Origin of the sequence: Nonomuraea sp. GTA35, from assembly GCF_041950525.1 — a bacterium.
GTDB lineage: Bacteria > Actinomycetota > Actinomycetes > Streptosporangiales > Streptosporangiaceae > Nonomuraea.
Genome location: NZ_JBGNUV010000010.1, coordinates 356,206 through 372,114 on the forward strand (window position 1 = coordinate 356,206; position 15,909 = coordinate 372,114).

The following is a 15,909-nucleotide window of genomic DNA, read 5'->3' on the forward strand; positions in this document are numbered from 1 at the left end:
CGCGGGCGGTACGCGCCCGTGAGCCCTTCAGCGAGTGCGGGCGGCACGACGCCGGTGGGCCCTTCAGCGGGCGCGGGCAGCCGGCGCTCGGGTGAGCTCGCAACGGCCGTCGGCGCACTGCCGTCGCAAGCGGCCCATCGAGACGGTCTGCACCAGCCCGATCGCCCAGCACGCGGGGCAGCCGCGCAGGGCGAGCAGGCCGAGCGGGGCGAGCGCCAGGCTCGCCAGGCCGAGCACCGGGATCAGCGCGACCGAGCCGATCAGCGCGCCGAACCCGGCCGCGCCGCGCAGCAGGTGCCGCGGCAGGGACGTGCTCGCGAAGCTCCTGCCACCAGCCGTCCCGGCCGGCCGCGACGCCTCCGTCACGTCGCCGGCCGTCGCCGCCTCGCGGGACGACTCCGTCACGGCCATCTCCGCCTTCCTGAGTACGTCAGTCATCGCCGCCTCCCACGGACGCGCTCTCCAGTGAGCGGTGCACCGCCGCGCGGGCGCGGTGCAGCCGCGACTTCATCGCCGGGACGCTGAGGCCCAGCGCCCCGGCCACCATCCGGCCGCTCAGCCCCTGGACGTCACGCATGATCAGCACGTTCCGCTGGTCGGCGGGGAGCGCGGCGACGGCCGCCGCCACCCTGTCGGCCTCCAGCCGCCGCATGACCTCGTCCTCGGCCGACATCGCCCGCGTCTCGCCGCCGGGCTCGGGCGGCCGCCGCAGCGACAGGCGGGCCCGGCGCAGGCACTCGTTGCGCACGATGCGGAACATCCACGAGGCCAGCGCGCCCGTCGCCCGCAACGTGCCGATCTTCCGGTACAGGATGATCAGCGCCTCCTGGGCGGCGTCCTCCGCGTCCTCGGGCGTGGCGCACAACGTGCGGGCGAAGCGCCGTACGTGCGGGTGCGAGCCGGACACCAGCGCGGAGATCGACTCGACGTCGCCGCGCTGCGCCGCGACGATCAGCCGCTCGCCCGGCCAGGTGGACTCACCCACGCGAACGACCCCTCCTGCGCAGCGCCACGACGCAGGCGCAGACGAGCACGGCCCCGACGGCCACGGCGACGACGGCGGCAACTGACATGACAACCTCCCGCTATTCCGATTCAGCACTTATGAGAGGCGCCCACCGTCGCGGAGGATTCGCGTGAGGGGATCCTTGATCTCAGTGAACTATCCCGGAGGAGTGCATCGCGTGACCGAATCATCCGGCGAGGTCCTCTACGTCGTCGTCAGCGCCGCGGAAACGGCGGCCGAGGTCGGCAGGCTCGTCACCCTGGCTCAGGACGAGGGGTGGATCGTGCAGATCGTGGCCACCCCGTCCGCGCTGGACTTCATCGACGTGGCCGAGCTGGAGCGCCGGACGGGCCGGCCCGTGCGCACCCGCTACCGCAAGCCGCACGAGCCGAAACCGCCCAGGGCCGACGCCATGATCGTGGCGCCCGCCACGTTCAACACGATCAACAAGTTCGCCCAGGGCATCACCGACACCTACGCCCTGGGCGTGCTGGCGGAGGCGCCGGGGCTGGGCATTCCGGTGGTCGTGCTGCCGTTCGTCAACGACGCGCTGGCCGCCCGGACACCGTACCGCCGCAGCCTGGAGGACCTGCGTGCCGACGGCGTACGCGTGGTGCTGGATCCGGGGGACGACCCCTGGGGGCGGGCGCTGGCGGAGTTGGGTGTCAGGCCGTCCAAGCGGCGATGAGGTCCCTGAGTCCGTCCAGGGGGATTGTGTCTGACACCGTGTGAGGCCTTATGCCAGGATGTGCCGACTTTGGAGGAGGTACATCGTGGGAATGGCGGAGCGGGTCGATGAGGTCCTGCGCGGGGGTGGGGCGCCGCACGTGCACGGGGTCGTGGTGCTGCGTGGCGGGGAGGTCGTCCTGGAGCGGTACGGCGCCGGGGCCGACCACGCGATGAACGTGCCGCTCGGGCACGTGGAGTTCGACCGGGACACGCTGCACGACCTCAGGTCCGTGTCCAAGAGCGTGGTCGCGCTCGTGTACGGGATCGCGCTGGGCGAGGGGCTGGTGCCGGAGCCGGGTGCCTCGCTGGTGCGGCAGTTCCCCGAGTACGGGATCGCGGGGCGGGAGCATCTCACCGTCGAGCACGCCCTGACCATGACTCTCGGGCTGGAGTGGGACGAGCAGCTTCCCTACACCGACCCGGCCAACAGCGAGATCGCGATGGAGCTCGCCCCCGACCGGCACCGGTACGTGCTGGAGCGGCCCGTCGTGGAGGAGGCGGGCAAGCGCTGGCACTACTGCGGCGGCGCCACGGCGCTGATCGGCGAGATCATCACCCGGGGCGCCGGGCGGTCGCTGGCGGAGTACGCGGCGGACAAGCTGTTCGCGCCGCTGGGCATCTCCGCCCACGAGTGGTCCAAGGGGGACGACGGGGTCACGAGGGCGGCGTCCGGGCTGCGGCTGCGGCCGGTGGACCTGGCCGCCGTCGGGCAGCTCGTGCTCGACGGCGGCAGGGACGTCGTGCCCGGCGAGTGGATCGAGGAGATGCTGCGGCCCCGCGTGGCGATGGAGGGCGGGGGCGGTTACGGCTACCAGTGGTACCTCGGTGACGGTGGGCGGCGGGCCGAGGGGATCGGGAACGGCGGCCAGCGGCTCGTGGTGGTGCCCGGGGAAGGGCTGGTCGTGGCGGTGACGGCCGGGGAGTACGACACGGGGATCGGCAGCTCCCAGGCCGTGCTGGACGCCGTGCTCAGGGGGTGAGCAGGACGCGGCCGGTCACCGCGCGGCTCTCCAGGAGGCGGTGGGCGTCGGCGGCCCGCTCCAGGGGGAGCGTGCGGGCGAGGTACGCCTCGCTCCGGCCCGAGGCCAGCCTGGCCAGCATCTCCGGGTAGTGCGTGCCGAAGACCTGCCCGGCCCAGGCGGGGCCGCTGCAGCCGGTCACGGTCACGCCACGGGTCATCAGGTCGGCGGCGGTGACGGCGGGCTGCTCGCCGCTCAGCAGGCCGTAGTAGAGCATGCGGCCGGTGCCGGGGGTGAGGTGGCCGAGCACCTGGCCGGCCGGCGCGCCGCCGATCGCTTCGAAGGCCACGTCCACGTCCGGCAGGGCGGCGGGCCAGCCGGGGGAGCTGTGGTCGAGCACGGTGTCCGCGCCGAGCTCGGCGGCCCGGTCGCGCTTGGCGGGGGATCCGGCCGTGGCGATCACGTGGCCGGCGCCGAACTCCTTGGCGTGGCGCACCAGGTAGGTCCCCACCGAGCTGGTGCCGGCCTCGACCAGGACCGTTTCCCCGCCGGTCAGGGCCGCCTTGTGCAGCAGGGCGAGCGCCAGCGCGCCGGGGGTGGCTCCCGCCAGTGCCTGCTCGGGGGTCAGGCCGTCCGGCACCGGGCTGGTCATGGCGGCCGGGAGCAGCACGTACTCGGCGTACGCGCCGAGCCCGCCCGTCACCCCCACCAGCGTGCTGCCGATCAGCCTCTCGGCCACGCCCTCGCCCACCTCGACGACCTCGCCCGTCACCTCCGCGCCGATCACAGTGGGCAGGGGGAGCGGGAACGGGAGCGTGCCCGCGCGGATCTGGGTCTCGGCGTAGCTGACGCCGATGGCGCGGGCACGGATCAGGACCTGCCCGGCTTCGGGGCGCGGGCGGGGGAGGTCGCTGAGCTGCAGCTTGTCCGGCTCTCCCGTGGCTGTCAGGACGATCGCGCGCATGGTTGCTCCGGTTAAGTTGACCGATGGTCCACTTAATATATGGACCAGTGGTCAAGTTGTCCATGGGAAAGAATTGCCGGATGGAACGTCGAGAGCGGGCCGACGCCGCCCGTAACAGGCAGGCCATCCTGCGGGCGGCCGAGGAGCTGCTGCGGCGTCACCCGCCCGAGCAGGTCTCCGTCGAGCGGGTCGCGGCCGCCGCCGGCGTCGGCAAGGGGACGGTCTTCCACCGGTTCGGCAGCCGTACCGGGCTCATGCGCGAGCTCATGGCCGAGCGGGCCCGCGAGCTGGAGCAGGCCGTCGCCGAGGGGCCGCCGCCGCTCGGGCCCGGCGCGGAGCCGGTGGAACGGCTGGTCGCGTTCCTGGCCCGCGTGGCCGAGCTGGGGGCGCGCAACGGGAACCTCATGGCGGCGCACGAGCACGCCATGGCCACCAGGAAGGGTGCCGCCGAGGAGCGCAGGGAGAGCAACCCGATCTACGTGTCCTGGCATCGGCACGTGTCCGGGCTGATCGCCCGAGGGCGGCCCGACGTGGACGCCGAGGAGATCGCCCACATGTTGCTCGGCACCCTGCACATGGAGCCGATCGCGAGCCAGCTGCGGGCGGGGGAGCACGAGCGGCTGGCGGCGAGCTTCGCCGAGCTGGTCAGAGCGCTGTTCGGAGCGGGAGGTGGGTGACGGCTGAGCGGAAGGCTGTCACGGCCGCGACGATCGCCGGGTGGCCGCCGTTCCCCCGCCTGAACGCCGCCAGCGTGCGGCGGCTCAGCGGCAGGCGGGTGAGCCGTACGCCGGGCGGTGGGCCGGTCGCCGCCAGGTGAGGGACGAGCGCGACCCCCTGGCCGGCCGCGGCGAAGGCGAGCACGGTGTCGAAGTCGTCGAGATGGTGCCGTACGACCGGCTCGAACCCGGCCGCCTGGCAGGCCCTGATCGCCATCGTGTGGCAGAGCGTGCCGGGCTTGTTGGTGATCCACGCCTCGTCCCGGGCGGCGGCGATCGAGGGCCGGTCCGTGAGGTACATCGGCTCGCTGAACAGCGGCTCGGTCTCGATCGACGCGTCGGTGACCGGCGGGACGAAGTCGTACTCGTGCACGAGCGCCACGTCCAGCTCTCCCGCGCGCAGCGCCGCCGAGACGTGCGCCGGGTCGATCTCGGCCACCATCGGCTCCAGCCCCGGGTGGGCGCCGGTCAGGCCGGCGAGGGCGGGCGGCAGCAGCACGCGGGCCGCCGTGGGGAACGCGCCGATCCGCAGCGGCCCCGACGGCCCGCCCCGCGCGGCGGCGAGCGCCGCCGAGGCGCGTTCGAGCTGCTCCAGCACGGCCTGCGCGTGCTCGACGAGGAGCTGCCCCGCGGGCGTCAGCGTGACCGTGCGCCCCGTGCGTTCGAGCAGTGGCACGCCCGCCTCCCGTTCCAGCGCGCTGAGCTGCTGGGAGACGGCCGACGGCGTGAACGTGACCGCCTCGGCGACCGCGGCGATCGTGCCGCGCCTGGCGAGCTCGCGCAGGAGGTGGAGCTTGCGTGGATCGAGCATAAGCTCAGCTTAAGCTCAACCGTAGAAATCCGCGCTGGTGCTAACGGGTTGCCGTCGGCCAAGCTCGAAGCATGTTGAGAGGAATCCACGTACCGCTGGTCACGCCGTTCGACGCGTCGGGCGAGGTGGCCGTGGACGCGATCGAGAAGCTCGGCCGGCAGGTGCTGGACCAGGGGGCCGCCGGCCTGGTGGCGCTGGGCACCACCGGCGAGGTGGCCGCGCTCGACCCCGGCGAGCGGGCCCGGGTGATCGAGGCGTGCGCGCAGGTGTGCGCCGAGCGGCAGGCGTTGCTGACCGTGGGGGTGACGGGCGGCGACACCCGCTCCACGGCCCGGGCGCTGCGGGAGCTGCCGCCGGGGGTGGGGGCGGCGCTGGTGACGGTCCCGTCCTTCCTGCGGCCCGGCGAGCGCGGGGTCGTCGCGCACTTCGCGGCGCTGGCCGAGGAGACGCCGGTGCCGCTGGTGATCTACCACATCCCGTACCGGACCGGGCAGGCCGTCGGCGCCGCCACGCTGCGCGAGCTCGGCGCGCACCCGATGATCGCGGGGATGAAGTACGCGGCCGGCGGCATCACCCAGGAGACGGTGGAGCTGCTCGCCGACCTGCCCGAGGGCTTCGAGGTGGTGTGCGGGGACGACGTGTTCGTCTCGCCGCTGCTCGCGATGGGGGCCGTGGGCGGCATCCTCGCCTCCGCGCACGTGGAGACGGGCGCGTTCGTGGAGCTGGCCGAGGCCTGGCACGCGGGCGACGTCGTACGGGCGAGGGCGCTCGGGCGCCGGCTGGCCCGGCTGTCCGCGTCGCTGTTCGCCGAGCCGAACCCCACCGTGCTCAAGGGCGTGCTGCACGCCCGTGGCCTGATCCCCACGCCCGACGTGCGGCTGCCGCTGGTGCCGGCCAGTGCCGAGGCGGTGTCGCAGGCCCTCGCCTAGATCCCGTCCATCGTGATATTTCGTTCGGTGGAACGAAATATCACGCGTAAGGGGAGGCTGTGGCGGAAGAGGAGCGGCGGAAGAGCCTGCTGGACGCGCTCGGCGCGGCGGCCCGGGAGCAGAGCGACGCCACGGTGAGACACCGCGACGCGGTGGGGGCGCGGCTCGGGCTGGGCCCGGCCGAGGAGAAGGCGCTCGACCTGCTGCGCCGCCTCGGGCCGCTGACGGCCGGAGAGATCGGGCAGCACGCGGGGCTGGCTCCGGCGACGGTCAGCGGGCTGATCGACCGGCTGGAGGGCAAGTGGCTGGTGCGGCGGGTACGTGACCTGCGGGATCGGCGGCGGGTCATCGTCGAGATCAACCACGAGCGGCTGGCCGGGTTCGCGGAGCTGTCCGAGCCGTACGCGGCGGCGCTGGAACGCGTGTACGCGCACTACAACGACGACGAGCTGGCAGTGATCCTCGACTGGGTCCACCGGTCCACGGCCGCGCAGCGGGAGGCCACCCGCGCGCTCGCCGGAGAATAAGGGGTGGACACGAAGGCGGATCAGGGTTAGCGTTTCCGACCGATATGGGTTCCCTGTGATTCTCGCGCCAGAGGCGCACACGCGTTGAGCTGACTGCTCCGCCTGTGCCGCCTCATACGGTCATTTCCCGAGCGAGAAGAGGGGGTGGGCCCTTTATGCGTACTGCTGCTGCCCAACTGGCACTTACCGAGATCACCAAGCGTTACGACACCCGCGTCGTGCTGGACCGCGTGTCCTTCACGGTCAGACCCGGCGAGCGGATCGGGGTGATCGGCGACAACGGGGCGGGCAAGTCGACGCTGCTCAAGCTCATGGCGGGCGTCGAGCGGGCCGACAACGGCGAGGTCACGGTCGTCGCGCCCGGCGGGGTGGGATACCTGCCGCAGTCCCTGGAGCTGCCGCCGCACGCGACGGTGGCGGACGTCATCGACCTGGCGCTGGCCGAGCTGCGCGAGCTGGAGGCCCGGATGCGGGCCGCCGAGCACGCGCTTGCGGAGCCGGACCCCGAAGCGGGCGCGGGACGCGAGGGGCAGGCCGGCGGTTCCACCGGGCCCGCGGCGGTCTACGCCCGGCTGGTGGCGGAGTTCGAGGCGCGCGGCGGTTACGAGGCCGACGTGCGGGTGGACGCCGCGCTGCACGGGCTCGGGCTGCCGGGGCTGGACCGGGCGCGCCCGGTCGGCACCCTGTCCGGCGGCGGACGGTCCCGTCTCGCCCTGGCCGCCACCCTGGCGGCCGACCCCGAGCTGCTGCTGCTCGACGAGCCGACCAACGACCTGGACGACCGGGCCGTGGCCTGGCTCGAACAGCGGCTGCGCGCCCACCGGGGCACCGTGGTGGCGATCACGCACGACCGGGTGTTCCTGGAGCGGGTGACCGCCACGATCCTGGAGGTCGCCGAAGGGCAGGTGCGCCGTTACGGGGACGGGTACCCGGGCTACCTCGTGGCCAAGGCCGCCGAGCGGGCGGCGCGGCTGCGGGCGTACGAGGAGTGGAAGCAGGAGCTGGCCCGGCACTCCGGGCTGGTCACCGCGAACGCCGGCCGCATGGCCGCCATACCGCGCAAGATGGCCAAGGCGGGCATGGGCACCGGGACCTGGCGGGCCCGGTCGCGCACGCACGGCGCGGCCGGGCGCGTACGGCAGTCGCAGCAGCGGATGCGGTGGCTCAGGGACAACCCGGCGTCCCGGCCGCCCGACCCGCTCCGCTTCACGCCTGCCTTCGCGACGGATGCGGTGGACGGCGACGTGGCCGTGCTCGACGGGGTGCGGGTGGGGAGCCGGCTGCGGCTGGACGCCCTCACCGTGCGCTCCGGCGAGCGGCTGCTCGTCACGGGTCCGAACGGCGCGGGCAAGACCACGCTCATGCGGGTGCTGGCCGGGGAGCTCCAGCCGGACGCGGGCACGGTACGGAGGTCGGGCCGGATCGGCCACCTCAGGCAGGACGAGCCCGCCGGGCCGCCGGACCGGACCGTGCTGGGGGCCTACGCCGCCGGCCGGCCGGGCTCGCTCGACGAGCACGCGGACGCGCTGCTGGCCCTGGGCCTGTTCCGGCCCTCGGACCTGCGGTTGCGCCTGGGCGAGCTGTCGTACGGGCAGCGACGCAGGGTCGAGCTGGCCCGCCTGGTCAGCGAGCCCGTGGACCTGCTGCTGCTCGACGAGCCGACGAACCACCTCTCGCCGCAGCTCGTCGAGCAGCTGGAGGAGGCGCTGACCTCGTACGAGGGCGCGCTGGTGATCGTCACCCACGACCGCCGCATGCGCGCCGCCTTCACCGGCTCCCGCCTGGAGCTGCACGAGGGCTCAGCGCTCTGACTCCCTGATGGCCGTGCCGACCTCGCCCACCCGGTCGGCCAGCAGGCCGATGGCGCCCACCGCCCGCACCACCGGGTCGTCCTCGGCCCCGCCCAGGGCCCTGGCCTTGAGGTAGGCCGCCTTGACCGCCGCCCAGCGCTCCGCCTGGGCGGGGGTCAGGCGGCCGCGCAGCTCGGCGAGCTTGAGCAGGTTCGCCTCCGCGTCGGAGGTGAGGGTCTGCGCCTCGCCGAGGTAGTGGTCGTCGATCACCGCTTCCAGCTCGTCGTCGTTCATGGCGGGCACGATGCGCTCGGCCAGCTTGTTCATGTTCCGGTAGGAGCCCTGCAGCCGGTACGGCGGCTCCGTACGGGCCGCGTCCGACTGGGCGGCGGAGGCGATGTAGGCCTGGTTGTTGGCCAGCACCACCTCCTGCACCCGCACCAGCTTGGCCAGGACGCTGAGCAGCTGGTCCAGTTCGGGCTTGGTGTAGGGGTGCCTGAGCTGGTCGGGGCGGACCGCCGGGTCGCCCTTCGCCAGGCGGACGAGCAGCTCCACGTCCGTGCGGTCGCGGCCGGAGAGCGGCGCGAGGACGGGATTGGAGGTGAGGGCGTTGTCCACGTAGCTCAGCGCGAACAGCTCCTCCTTGCCTGACAGCACGTCGCCCAGGTTCCACACGTCGGCGCGGTTGGCCAGCATGTCGGGGATGCGGAAGCGCTGCCCCGACTCCGTGTACGGGTTGCCCGCCATGCACACCGCGAACCGCTTGCCGCGCAGGTCGTACGTCCTGGTGCGGCCGTTCCACACGCCCTCGATGCGGCGCTGGGCGTCGCACAGCGAGATGAACTTCTGCAGCAGCTCCGGCGAGGTGTGCTGGATGTCGTCCAGGTAGAGCAGGGTGTTGTTGCCCGCCTCCAGCGCGAACGAGATCTTCTCCACCTCGTGCCTGGCCGTCGCGTCGGGCGCGTCGGCCGGGTCCAGCGAGGTGACCTCGTGGCCCAGCGCGGGGCCGTTGACCTTGACGAAGACCAGGCCGAGGCGGCTGGCGACGTACTCCATCAGCGTCGTCTTGCCGTAGCCGGGCGGCGAGATGAGCAGGAGCAGGCCCATCTGGTCGGTACGCTTGCCCGCGCCCGCCGCGCCGAGCTGCTTGGCCAGGTTGTCGCCGATCAGCGGCAGGTACACCTCGTCGAGCAGGCGGTTGCGCACGAAGGCGCTCATGACCTTCGGCCGGTACTCGTCCAGGCGCAGGCGGCGGCGCTCGGCCTCGACCAGCTCGTTCCTGCGGCGCTGGTAGGCGCGGTAGGCCGGGACGCGCTCCCGGGCGAAGCGCCGGGTCCTGGGCAGGAGCTCGTCGAGGCGGATCTCCAGCTTGCGGTCCTTGATCCGCGGGTGGGCGCCGAGGAGGCCGTCCACGGTGTCCGCGGTGGTGGCGCTGGAGTCGTGGCGGGGCAGGTGGTCGCAGAGCTGTACGGCCAGCGCCTCCGCCACCTCCGGCCCCTGGTGGTAGGCGGTGAGCCAGGCCTGGGCGAGCTGGACGCGCTCGGGAAGGGGCAGCGCCTTGAGGTCGTCCTCGAACTCGCGCAGCTTGACCGGCCCGAGGGCGTGCCGGAACCCGTCGAGGAGGTCGAGGGCAGGCTTGGCGGTGACGAAGCCGGCGGGCGTGCTGGCCAGCTCCTCGACGAGGTATTCGCCGGCGAGGTCCACCGCGGGCAGGCCCAGGCCCGGCAGGAACGCGGCGATCGACCTGTCCAGCTCGTCGGCGAGCGAGCCCAGGGCGGGCGTGATGCCGAAGATCGTGCGGGCTCTGACCAGCGACGCGGCCCGGGCGGCCAATGTTTTACGTGAAACCTCGTCCGTCCCGAATGTCCAGAAGAGCTGCGCCGCCGCCCTGGTCGCGGCGGGATAGCGCAGCAGCCCGGCGCCCTCCCGCAGCCGCACCAGCGTGTCGAGGATGAGCGTGGCGTCGTGGTCGTGGACCCCGCGCTCGTAGCCCTCGTCGTAGCGTTCCTCGGCGGCCCGGCGGACGAGCTCGTCCAGCGGCGCGCCCGCCGTCACCGAGTCGAGCAGCGAGGCGGCCAGGTGCTCGCCCCGGTAGACGTCCGCGGTCTCGGAGACCAGCACCTGGTCCCAGAACGGCCGGGTGTCGTCGAAGGAGGCGGGCACGGGCGCCCGGTAGTCGGTGCCGGTGATTGCGAAGTTCATCGACCCGTCGTGCGGCACCAGCGTCAGGTCGATCGGCTGGGTGTTGACGGCGAAGCGGTGGTGGCCCAGGCGCAGGGTCTCGCCGCCGTCCGAGAAGAGGTCGAGGCGGTCCCGCAGCGCCCGCCCCGCCTCCTGCTGGGCCGCCTTCACCCTGCCGTCGAGCTCCTCGGCCCGCACGGCGTCGCCCAGCCTCCGCAGGTCGGCGGCGGCCGAGCGGACCTTGGCCACCATCGGGTCGGTCGCGAAGTAGGTGTTGACCTCGTCCGGCGAGGACAGCGTCCCCAGCCGCCGGGTGATGCTGCCGAGGATGCGTTCGGCGGAGGCGAAGACGCGGTCGGCGCGGCGGGCGAGGTCGTCGAGCTGGGTCTGCTTGCGGGCCGAGAACGCCTCGTAGACGTCGTCCCGCTTGGCGGCGAGCTGCGCGGCGAAGTCGTCGGACTCGCCGAAGCGGGACTCCAGGTTCTCGACCTGCAGCATCAGCCGCCCGAGCTGCTCGTCGCACTTCTCCGGCGTGTCGGCCATGGCCAGCGCGCCCGTGACGGCCTGCCCCAGCAGGGCGAACTCGGCGGCGAACGCGGCCCGTCCCTCCGCGCCGAGCAGCTCGCGCCGCCGCCCGTCGAGCACGGCCCTGGCCCGGTTCACGCCGCCGAGCACCTCGGCGATGCGGCCCAGGATCGAGGTGCGGACGGTGGCGTCGGCGATGTCCAGCGACCCGACGACCTCGGTGACCACCTCCAGCCCCTCGGCCTGCTCGGCCAGCCGGCCGGCGACGGGCTCGGCCTCGGCCACGGTGCCGATCGCGGCGGCCTCGGCGGCCAGCGCCTCGACGGCCGCGTGGTAGGCGGTGAACGCGTCCTGGCCCGACAGGAACGCGACGGCCCGCTTGCCTGCCGACTCCAGCTCTTCGAGCACGGACGCGGACAGCGAGGTCAGCGCGTCCAGGTCGAGGTAGCGGATCTCGCGCAGCGTCACCAGGTGCCCCTGGGCGCGCCGCAGCGTGGCCAGCAGGGTGACCCAGGCGTCGGCGGTGGCCGGGTCGTCGGCCCTGGCGCGGCGGACGAGCTGGGTGGTCTCCTCCGTGGCCGTGGCCAGGGTCTGCGCGGCCTGGCGGGTGAGCTGCTCGACGTTCTCGTACTCGTCGAGCACCTGCTCGGCGGTGGCGCGCACGTCGGCGAGCGGCCCGAGCAGGCCGTGCTCGCCGAGCCAGTGGTAGGAGTCGAACGCCCGGGTGCAGGCGGCGATCAGGCCCTCGAACGTGCCGGCCGACGGCGCCATCTCCTCGACCATGCGCGCCACGGACAGGCAGTCGGAGATGCCGCGGACGAGCTCGGCGTTGCCGATGCGCTCCAGCGGTCCCGTGCCGGTGGGCTGGGCGGCGGCGTAGGTGTCCGACACGTACGGCGTCTGCCACACCTGCATCGGGTGCACCCGCGTCGGCTCCTCGGAGGTGGCGCGGAAGACCACCATGGTGCCGTCGTCGAACAGCGAGTACCCGTGGCAGACGATGGGGGTGGCCACCTCCTTCCTGATCACGTTGTACGGCAGCAGCAGCGACCGCCCGTCGCCCCTGGCGTGGAAGACGTACAGGACGTCCTCGCCGTTGGGGGAGCGGACGACCCGCTCGAACTCCAGGTCCGTCACGTCCGTGTCGAACGTCTTGCTGACCCCCGTGGCCAGGTAGTAGCCGCCGGGGAAGATCAGCCCCTGGTCCTCGGGCAGCCGCTGGCAGGCCTGCCCGATGCCGTCGAGCCGGACGACCGCCTTGGTGCGGACGTTGAAGACCAGGTGCCGCCGGCCGGTCTCCTTGTACGGCCGGATCCGCATGAGGATCAGCGGCCCCACGCGGGCGTACTCGACGTCGGCGTCCGCCAGGCTCTGCAGCGGCTCGGCGACAGGCTCGGAGTAGATGCCGGCGCCGGTCTCCGTGTTGTCCTCGATCTTGATGGTGAGGTCGCCGCCGACGGTCTCGACGAACACCTCGCCGCCGATGGAGATGTGCGGGTGGCGGCCGAGCACGTGGTCGTCGCGGGTGGTGGGCGTCCACTCGAAGTCGTGGGACGGGGGGAACGTGTGGTCCCGCTCCCCGCGATTGTCCTGATATCTCGGGACCCCGCCGGTGCTGACCGTCCAGCGCAGCACCCGCGTGTCCGCCGGCCCGGTCCGGAACACGGCCAGCAGCTTGCCCTCGACCCGCCGCAACTGCTGGAGCCTGGTCTCCTTGTAGTAGCGGTAGAGCTCGGCGAAGTCCTTCCTGAACGCCGGGTCGTCCAGCGCCTCCAGCTTGTCGGCGTCGAACCGGAAGGCGTCGCCGTCCCTGGAGAAGCGGTGCACGGCGAACACGTCCGCCACCGTCGTCTCCGGTTTGAGCCCGATGAAGACGTTGTAGCCGAAGAGCATCACGTTCCCCAGGGAGACGATGTCCCTGGGGACGCAGTTGTTCTCGGTCCTGATCCGCTCGGTGCCCAGCAGGCGCAGCTCCGCGCCGCCGAAGACGCTCAGCCGCTCCTGGTTGACCGCCTCGGCCGCCGCGGCCAGGGTCCTGGCCTGCGCCTGGAGGCGGTTACGCAGGACTTCGTACGTCCCCGCCTCCAGCTCGGTCGTCGTCATCATGCTCACCTGGCGCCGGCCAGCGCCGCCACCGGCGAGTCGGCCACGCCGAGCCTGCGGGCCGTCTCCAGCAGCTCACCGAGCGCCGTCGACTGCGGGCCGCCGTCCTGGATGAGCCGCATGAGCAGCGCGGACACGGTCAGGTTCTTCAGGTCCTCGGTGCTGACGCCGCCGACCACGCTCGCGAGGTCGGCCGCCAGGCTGGCGCTGCCGTTGACGTACGGCGAGACGATCGCCCCGGCGACCCGCGAGTGGTCCACGAAGCCGTCCACGACCTTGCCCGCGGTGATCGAGCCGACCACCTTGTCGAAGAACATCGTGTCGCCGCCGACGATGTCGATGTTGGCCTTGGCCAGCCCGGCCGCCAGCACGCTGGCCTGCGACTCGGCGACCTGCCGGCTGACGTCGATGTGCTTGAGCCTGATCTCCTTGTCGGCCTCCAGGCGCAGGCGGTACTCCTCGTGCGCCCTGCTGGCCTCGTCCAGCGCGGCCATCGCGGCGGCCTTCTGGGTCAGGCCCTCGGCCTCGGCCTTGAGCTTCTCGCCCACGGCGGCGGCGCCGGCCAGGGCCATCGCCTGCTCGCCCGCGGCCTGCGCCTTGAGCCGGTCGCCCTCGACCAGCGCCATGGCCCTGGCCCCGTCGGCCTCGGCGGCCAGCTTCTCCTTCAGCACCAGCGCCTCGGCGCGGCCCACCTTCTCGATGGCCTCGGCGTCGCGCTCCCTGACCTGTACCTGCGCCAGGCCGGAGGCGGCGGTCTCGGCCTGGACGCCCTCGGCCAGCCGCATCTTGGCCCTGGCCTCCAGCTCGGCCGCCTGCTGGCGCGCCTCGGCGAGCACGAGCTCCTCGCGCGCCCTGAACTTGGAGGCGGCCTCGGCGGCCTCGGCGGCCTTGATGTCCTTGACCAGGTTCTCCTGGGCCTCGGCCTCGGCGGCGATGATCACCTGCTGGCGGGTGCGCTCGGCCTCCTCGACCACCCGCAGCCGCTTGATCGACTCCTCCTGCTCGGCCACGGTCTTGTCGACCGCGATGCGCTCGCGGATGACCTCGGCGATCGACCGCTTCTCGGTCTCGACCTCCTTGTCCTTGGCGATGCGCGACAGCTCGGTCTCCCGCTCGCGGGCGATGACCTCCAGCAGCCGGTCCTTCTCGATGCGCTCGGACTCGATGGCGATCACGCGCTCGCGGTTCTTCTCGGCGACGGCGATCTCGCGGGCCCGGTTCTCGTTCTGCACGCCGAGCTGCTCGTCGGTCTTCATGTGCGCGGCCTGGGCGCGCAGCCGCTCCTCGGCCTGCACGCGGGCGATCTCGGCCTCCTCGCGCGCCTTGACGGTCTCGATCTCGCGGCGCTGCTTGAGCTCGGCGTCGGCCTGGCGGCGCTCCAGCTCCAGGATGGCCTCGCGGGCGTCCACGTTCTGGCGGGTGATCTCCTTCTCCTCGCTGCGCTGGAACTCGTTCGTGCGCACGTGCTCGATGGCCGTCAGCTCGGTGATCTTGCGGATGCCCTGCGCGTCGAGGATGTTGCTCTTGTCGAGCTGGTGCAGCGCGGTCTGCTCCAGGTAGTCGATCGCGGCGTCCTCGAGGCTGTAGCCGTTCAGGTCGGTGCCGATCAGCCGGACGATCTCGTCACGGAACTCGTCGCGCTTGGTGTAGAGGTCGACGAAGTCGAGCTGCTTGCCGGCGGTCTTGAGCGCCTCGGAGAACTTGGCGTTGAACAGTTCCTGGAGCGTTCCCTCGTCGCTGGCGCGGGCGGTGCCGATGGCCTGGGCGACCTTGATGACGTCCTCGGCGGTCTTGTTCACGCGGACGAAGAACGTGATCTTGATGTCGGCCCTGATGTTGTCCCGGCAGATGAGCCCCTCGCGGCCGGTCCGCTCGATCTCGATGGTCTTGACCGAGATGTCCATGATCTCGGCCTTGTGGACCACGGGCAGCACCACGGCGCCGGTGAACGTCACGTCGACCTTGTTGACTTTCGAGACGATCAGCGCCTTGCCCTGCTCGACCTTGCGGAAAAGGCGGCCGATGACGAAGAGGAGACCGATCACGATGACGAGGATGACGGCCAGGAAAATCCCGAAGCCAGTGGAGATGACGTCCATCAGTGCTCGCTTTCGTACGGCATGACCCAGAAGAATTCGCCGTCTTTGTCGTATTCGAAGATGAGTGCGTTGTCGCCGCGGGCGAGGCGGTCCTGGCCGGTCGTGCGGACCTGCACGACCGCGGAGGAGCCGTCGGCGGCGGTGACCTCGGCCTGGCCGAAGTCCGGTGTGGCCGTGCCGGTGCGGATCACGCACATCTGGCCGACGAAGTCGCCACGCGAGCGCGTGTCCCCCTCGGGGAACAGCCTGCGTAGCGGCGTCAGCAGGCCGCGCACGGCCAGCCAGGCCAGGGCCACCGCGGCGAAGGGCACGGCGATGAGCGCGCCGGCCGGCGCCGGCACGCTGCCGATCAGGCAGAGCAGCCAGGCCAGCGCGATGAGCAGTGAGAGCGTGACCCCCGCTGGGACTCCCCCGAGGCCCAGCCACGTGGCGTCGTCATCCGCCTCGAAGAGGCCGGTGATGACGGTCAGCCAATAGACGGCGACCACCACGAGAAGGAAAGTGAAAATGACAGTCGGAAAGCTCAGTGCGATGTGTAAGAAGTCGGTCATCCCGCCTCGGTGCTACAAG

At 72.5% G+C, this 15,909-nt stretch carries 13 protein-coding genes; 6 read left to right on the forward strand and 7 right to left on the reverse strand.

Features of this window, described 5'->3' with window-relative positions; all coding sequences use genetic code 11:
- Nucleotides 1-63: 63 nt before the first annotated feature.
- Both ACBJ32_RS38480 and ACBJ32_RS38485 read right to left on the reverse strand, forming a co-directional pair.
- Nucleotides 64-438 carry a hypothetical protein gene (locus ACBJ32_RS38480; protein WP_375130919.1) on the reverse strand — a complete coding sequence of 125 codons (375 nt, stop codon included), beginning with the start codon at nucleotides 436-438 and terminating at the stop codon, nucleotides 64-66.
- Nucleotides 431-985, reverse strand: coding sequence for an RNA polymerase sigma factor (locus ACBJ32_RS38485; protein ID WP_375130920.1), 555 nt, complete (start codon nucleotides 983-985; stop codon nucleotides 431-433). The genes ACBJ32_RS38480 and ACBJ32_RS38485 overlap by 8 nt, the downstream gene beginning before the upstream one ends.
- 199 nt (nucleotides 986-1,184) lie before the next feature.
- Between ACBJ32_RS38485 and ACBJ32_RS38490 the strand changes: the two genes are divergently transcribed.
- Together ACBJ32_RS38490 and ACBJ32_RS38495 are read left to right on the forward strand one after the other, a co-directional pair.
- Nucleotides 1,185-1,694 (forward strand): flavoprotein, encoded by a 510-nt coding sequence (locus tag ACBJ32_RS38490; RefSeq protein ID WP_375130921.1) that lies wholly within the window; start codon nucleotides 1,185-1,187, stop codon nucleotides 1,692-1,694.
- 91 nt (nucleotides 1,695-1,785) lie between these two features.
- On the forward strand, nucleotides 1,786-2,715 hold the full coding sequence (locus tag ACBJ32_RS38495) for a serine hydrolase domain-containing protein (RefSeq protein WP_375131011.1): 930 nt from the start codon (nucleotides 1,786-1,788) through the stop codon (nucleotides 2,713-2,715).
- Here ACBJ32_RS38495 and ACBJ32_RS38500 read toward each other — a convergent pair.
- The gene (locus ACBJ32_RS38500; RefSeq protein ID WP_375130922.1) at nucleotides 2,705-3,658 is read right to left on the reverse strand and encodes a zinc-binding alcohol dehydrogenase family protein; all 954 of its coding nucleotides are present in this window, start codon (nucleotides 3,656-3,658) and stop codon (nucleotides 2,705-2,707) included. The genes ACBJ32_RS38495 and ACBJ32_RS38500 overlap by 11 nt on opposite strands.
- 80 nt (nucleotides 3,659-3,738) lie before the next feature.
- On the opposite strand from ACBJ32_RS38500, the gene ACBJ32_RS38505 reads away from it, so the two are divergent.
- Nucleotides 3,739-4,335, forward strand: a complete 597-nt coding sequence (locus tag ACBJ32_RS38505) for a TetR/AcrR family transcriptional regulator (protein WP_375130923.1) — start codon at nucleotides 3,739-3,741, stop codon at nucleotides 4,333-4,335.
- On the opposite strand, the gene ACBJ32_RS38510 is transcribed toward ACBJ32_RS38505, so the two are convergent.
- Nucleotides 4,304-5,185 carry a LysR family transcriptional regulator gene (locus ACBJ32_RS38510; protein WP_375130924.1) on the reverse strand — a complete coding sequence of 294 codons (882 nt, stop codon included), beginning with the start codon at nucleotides 5,183-5,185 and terminating at the stop codon, nucleotides 4,304-4,306. The genes ACBJ32_RS38505 and ACBJ32_RS38510 overlap by 32 nt on opposite strands.
- 71 nt (nucleotides 5,186-5,256) lie before the next feature.
- Here ACBJ32_RS38510 and ACBJ32_RS38515 point away from each other — a divergent pair, with 71 nt between their 5' ends.
- The 3 genes from ACBJ32_RS38515 to ACBJ32_RS38525 all read left to right on the forward strand — a co-directional run bounded on the left by ACBJ32_RS38515 (nucleotide 5,257) and on the right by ACBJ32_RS38525 (nucleotide 8,452).
- The gene (locus tag ACBJ32_RS38515) at nucleotides 5,257-6,114 is read left to right on the forward strand and encodes a dihydrodipicolinate synthase family protein (protein WP_375130925.1); all 858 of its coding nucleotides are present in this window, start codon (nucleotides 5,257-5,259) and stop codon (nucleotides 6,112-6,114) included.
- A 59-nt stretch (nucleotides 6,115-6,173) separates the two neighbouring features.
- On the forward strand, nucleotides 6,174-6,641 hold the full coding sequence (locus ACBJ32_RS38520) for a MarR family transcriptional regulator (protein ID WP_375130926.1): 468 nt from the start codon (nucleotides 6,174-6,176) through the stop codon (nucleotides 6,639-6,641).
- Between the two features lie 155 nt (nucleotides 6,642-6,796).
- Complete coding sequence (locus tag ACBJ32_RS38525; RefSeq protein WP_375130927.1) at nucleotides 6,797-8,452, forward strand: TlrC/CarA/OleB/SrmB family ABC-F type ribosomal protection protein; 1,656 nt, start codon at nucleotides 6,797-6,799, stop codon at nucleotides 8,450-8,452.
- Here ACBJ32_RS38525 and ACBJ32_RS38530 read toward each other — a convergent pair.
- From ACBJ32_RS38530 to ACBJ32_RS38540, 3 genes are read right to left on the reverse strand one after another with little or no spacing between them, the layout of a single operon-like run.
- Entirely contained in the window at nucleotides 8,441-13,243 is a 4,803-nt protein-coding gene (locus ACBJ32_RS38530; protein ID WP_375130928.1) for a DNA repair ATPase, read from the reverse strand. The two genes, ACBJ32_RS38525 and ACBJ32_RS38530, sit on opposite strands and share 12 nt — an antisense overlap.
- Before the next feature lie 2 nt (nucleotides 13,244-13,245).
- Entirely contained in the window at nucleotides 13,246-15,339 is a 2,094-nt protein-coding gene (locus tag ACBJ32_RS38535) for a flotillin family protein (protein ID WP_357880846.1), read from the reverse strand.
- Nucleotides 15,339-15,890 (reverse strand): hypothetical protein, encoded by a 552-nt coding sequence (locus ACBJ32_RS38540; RefSeq protein ID WP_375130929.1) that lies wholly within the window; start codon nucleotides 15,888-15,890, stop codon nucleotides 15,339-15,341. Before ACBJ32_RS38540 ends, ACBJ32_RS38535 begins: the two co-directional genes overlap by 1 nt.
- Between the last annotated feature and the right edge of the window lie 19 nt (nucleotides 15,891-15,909).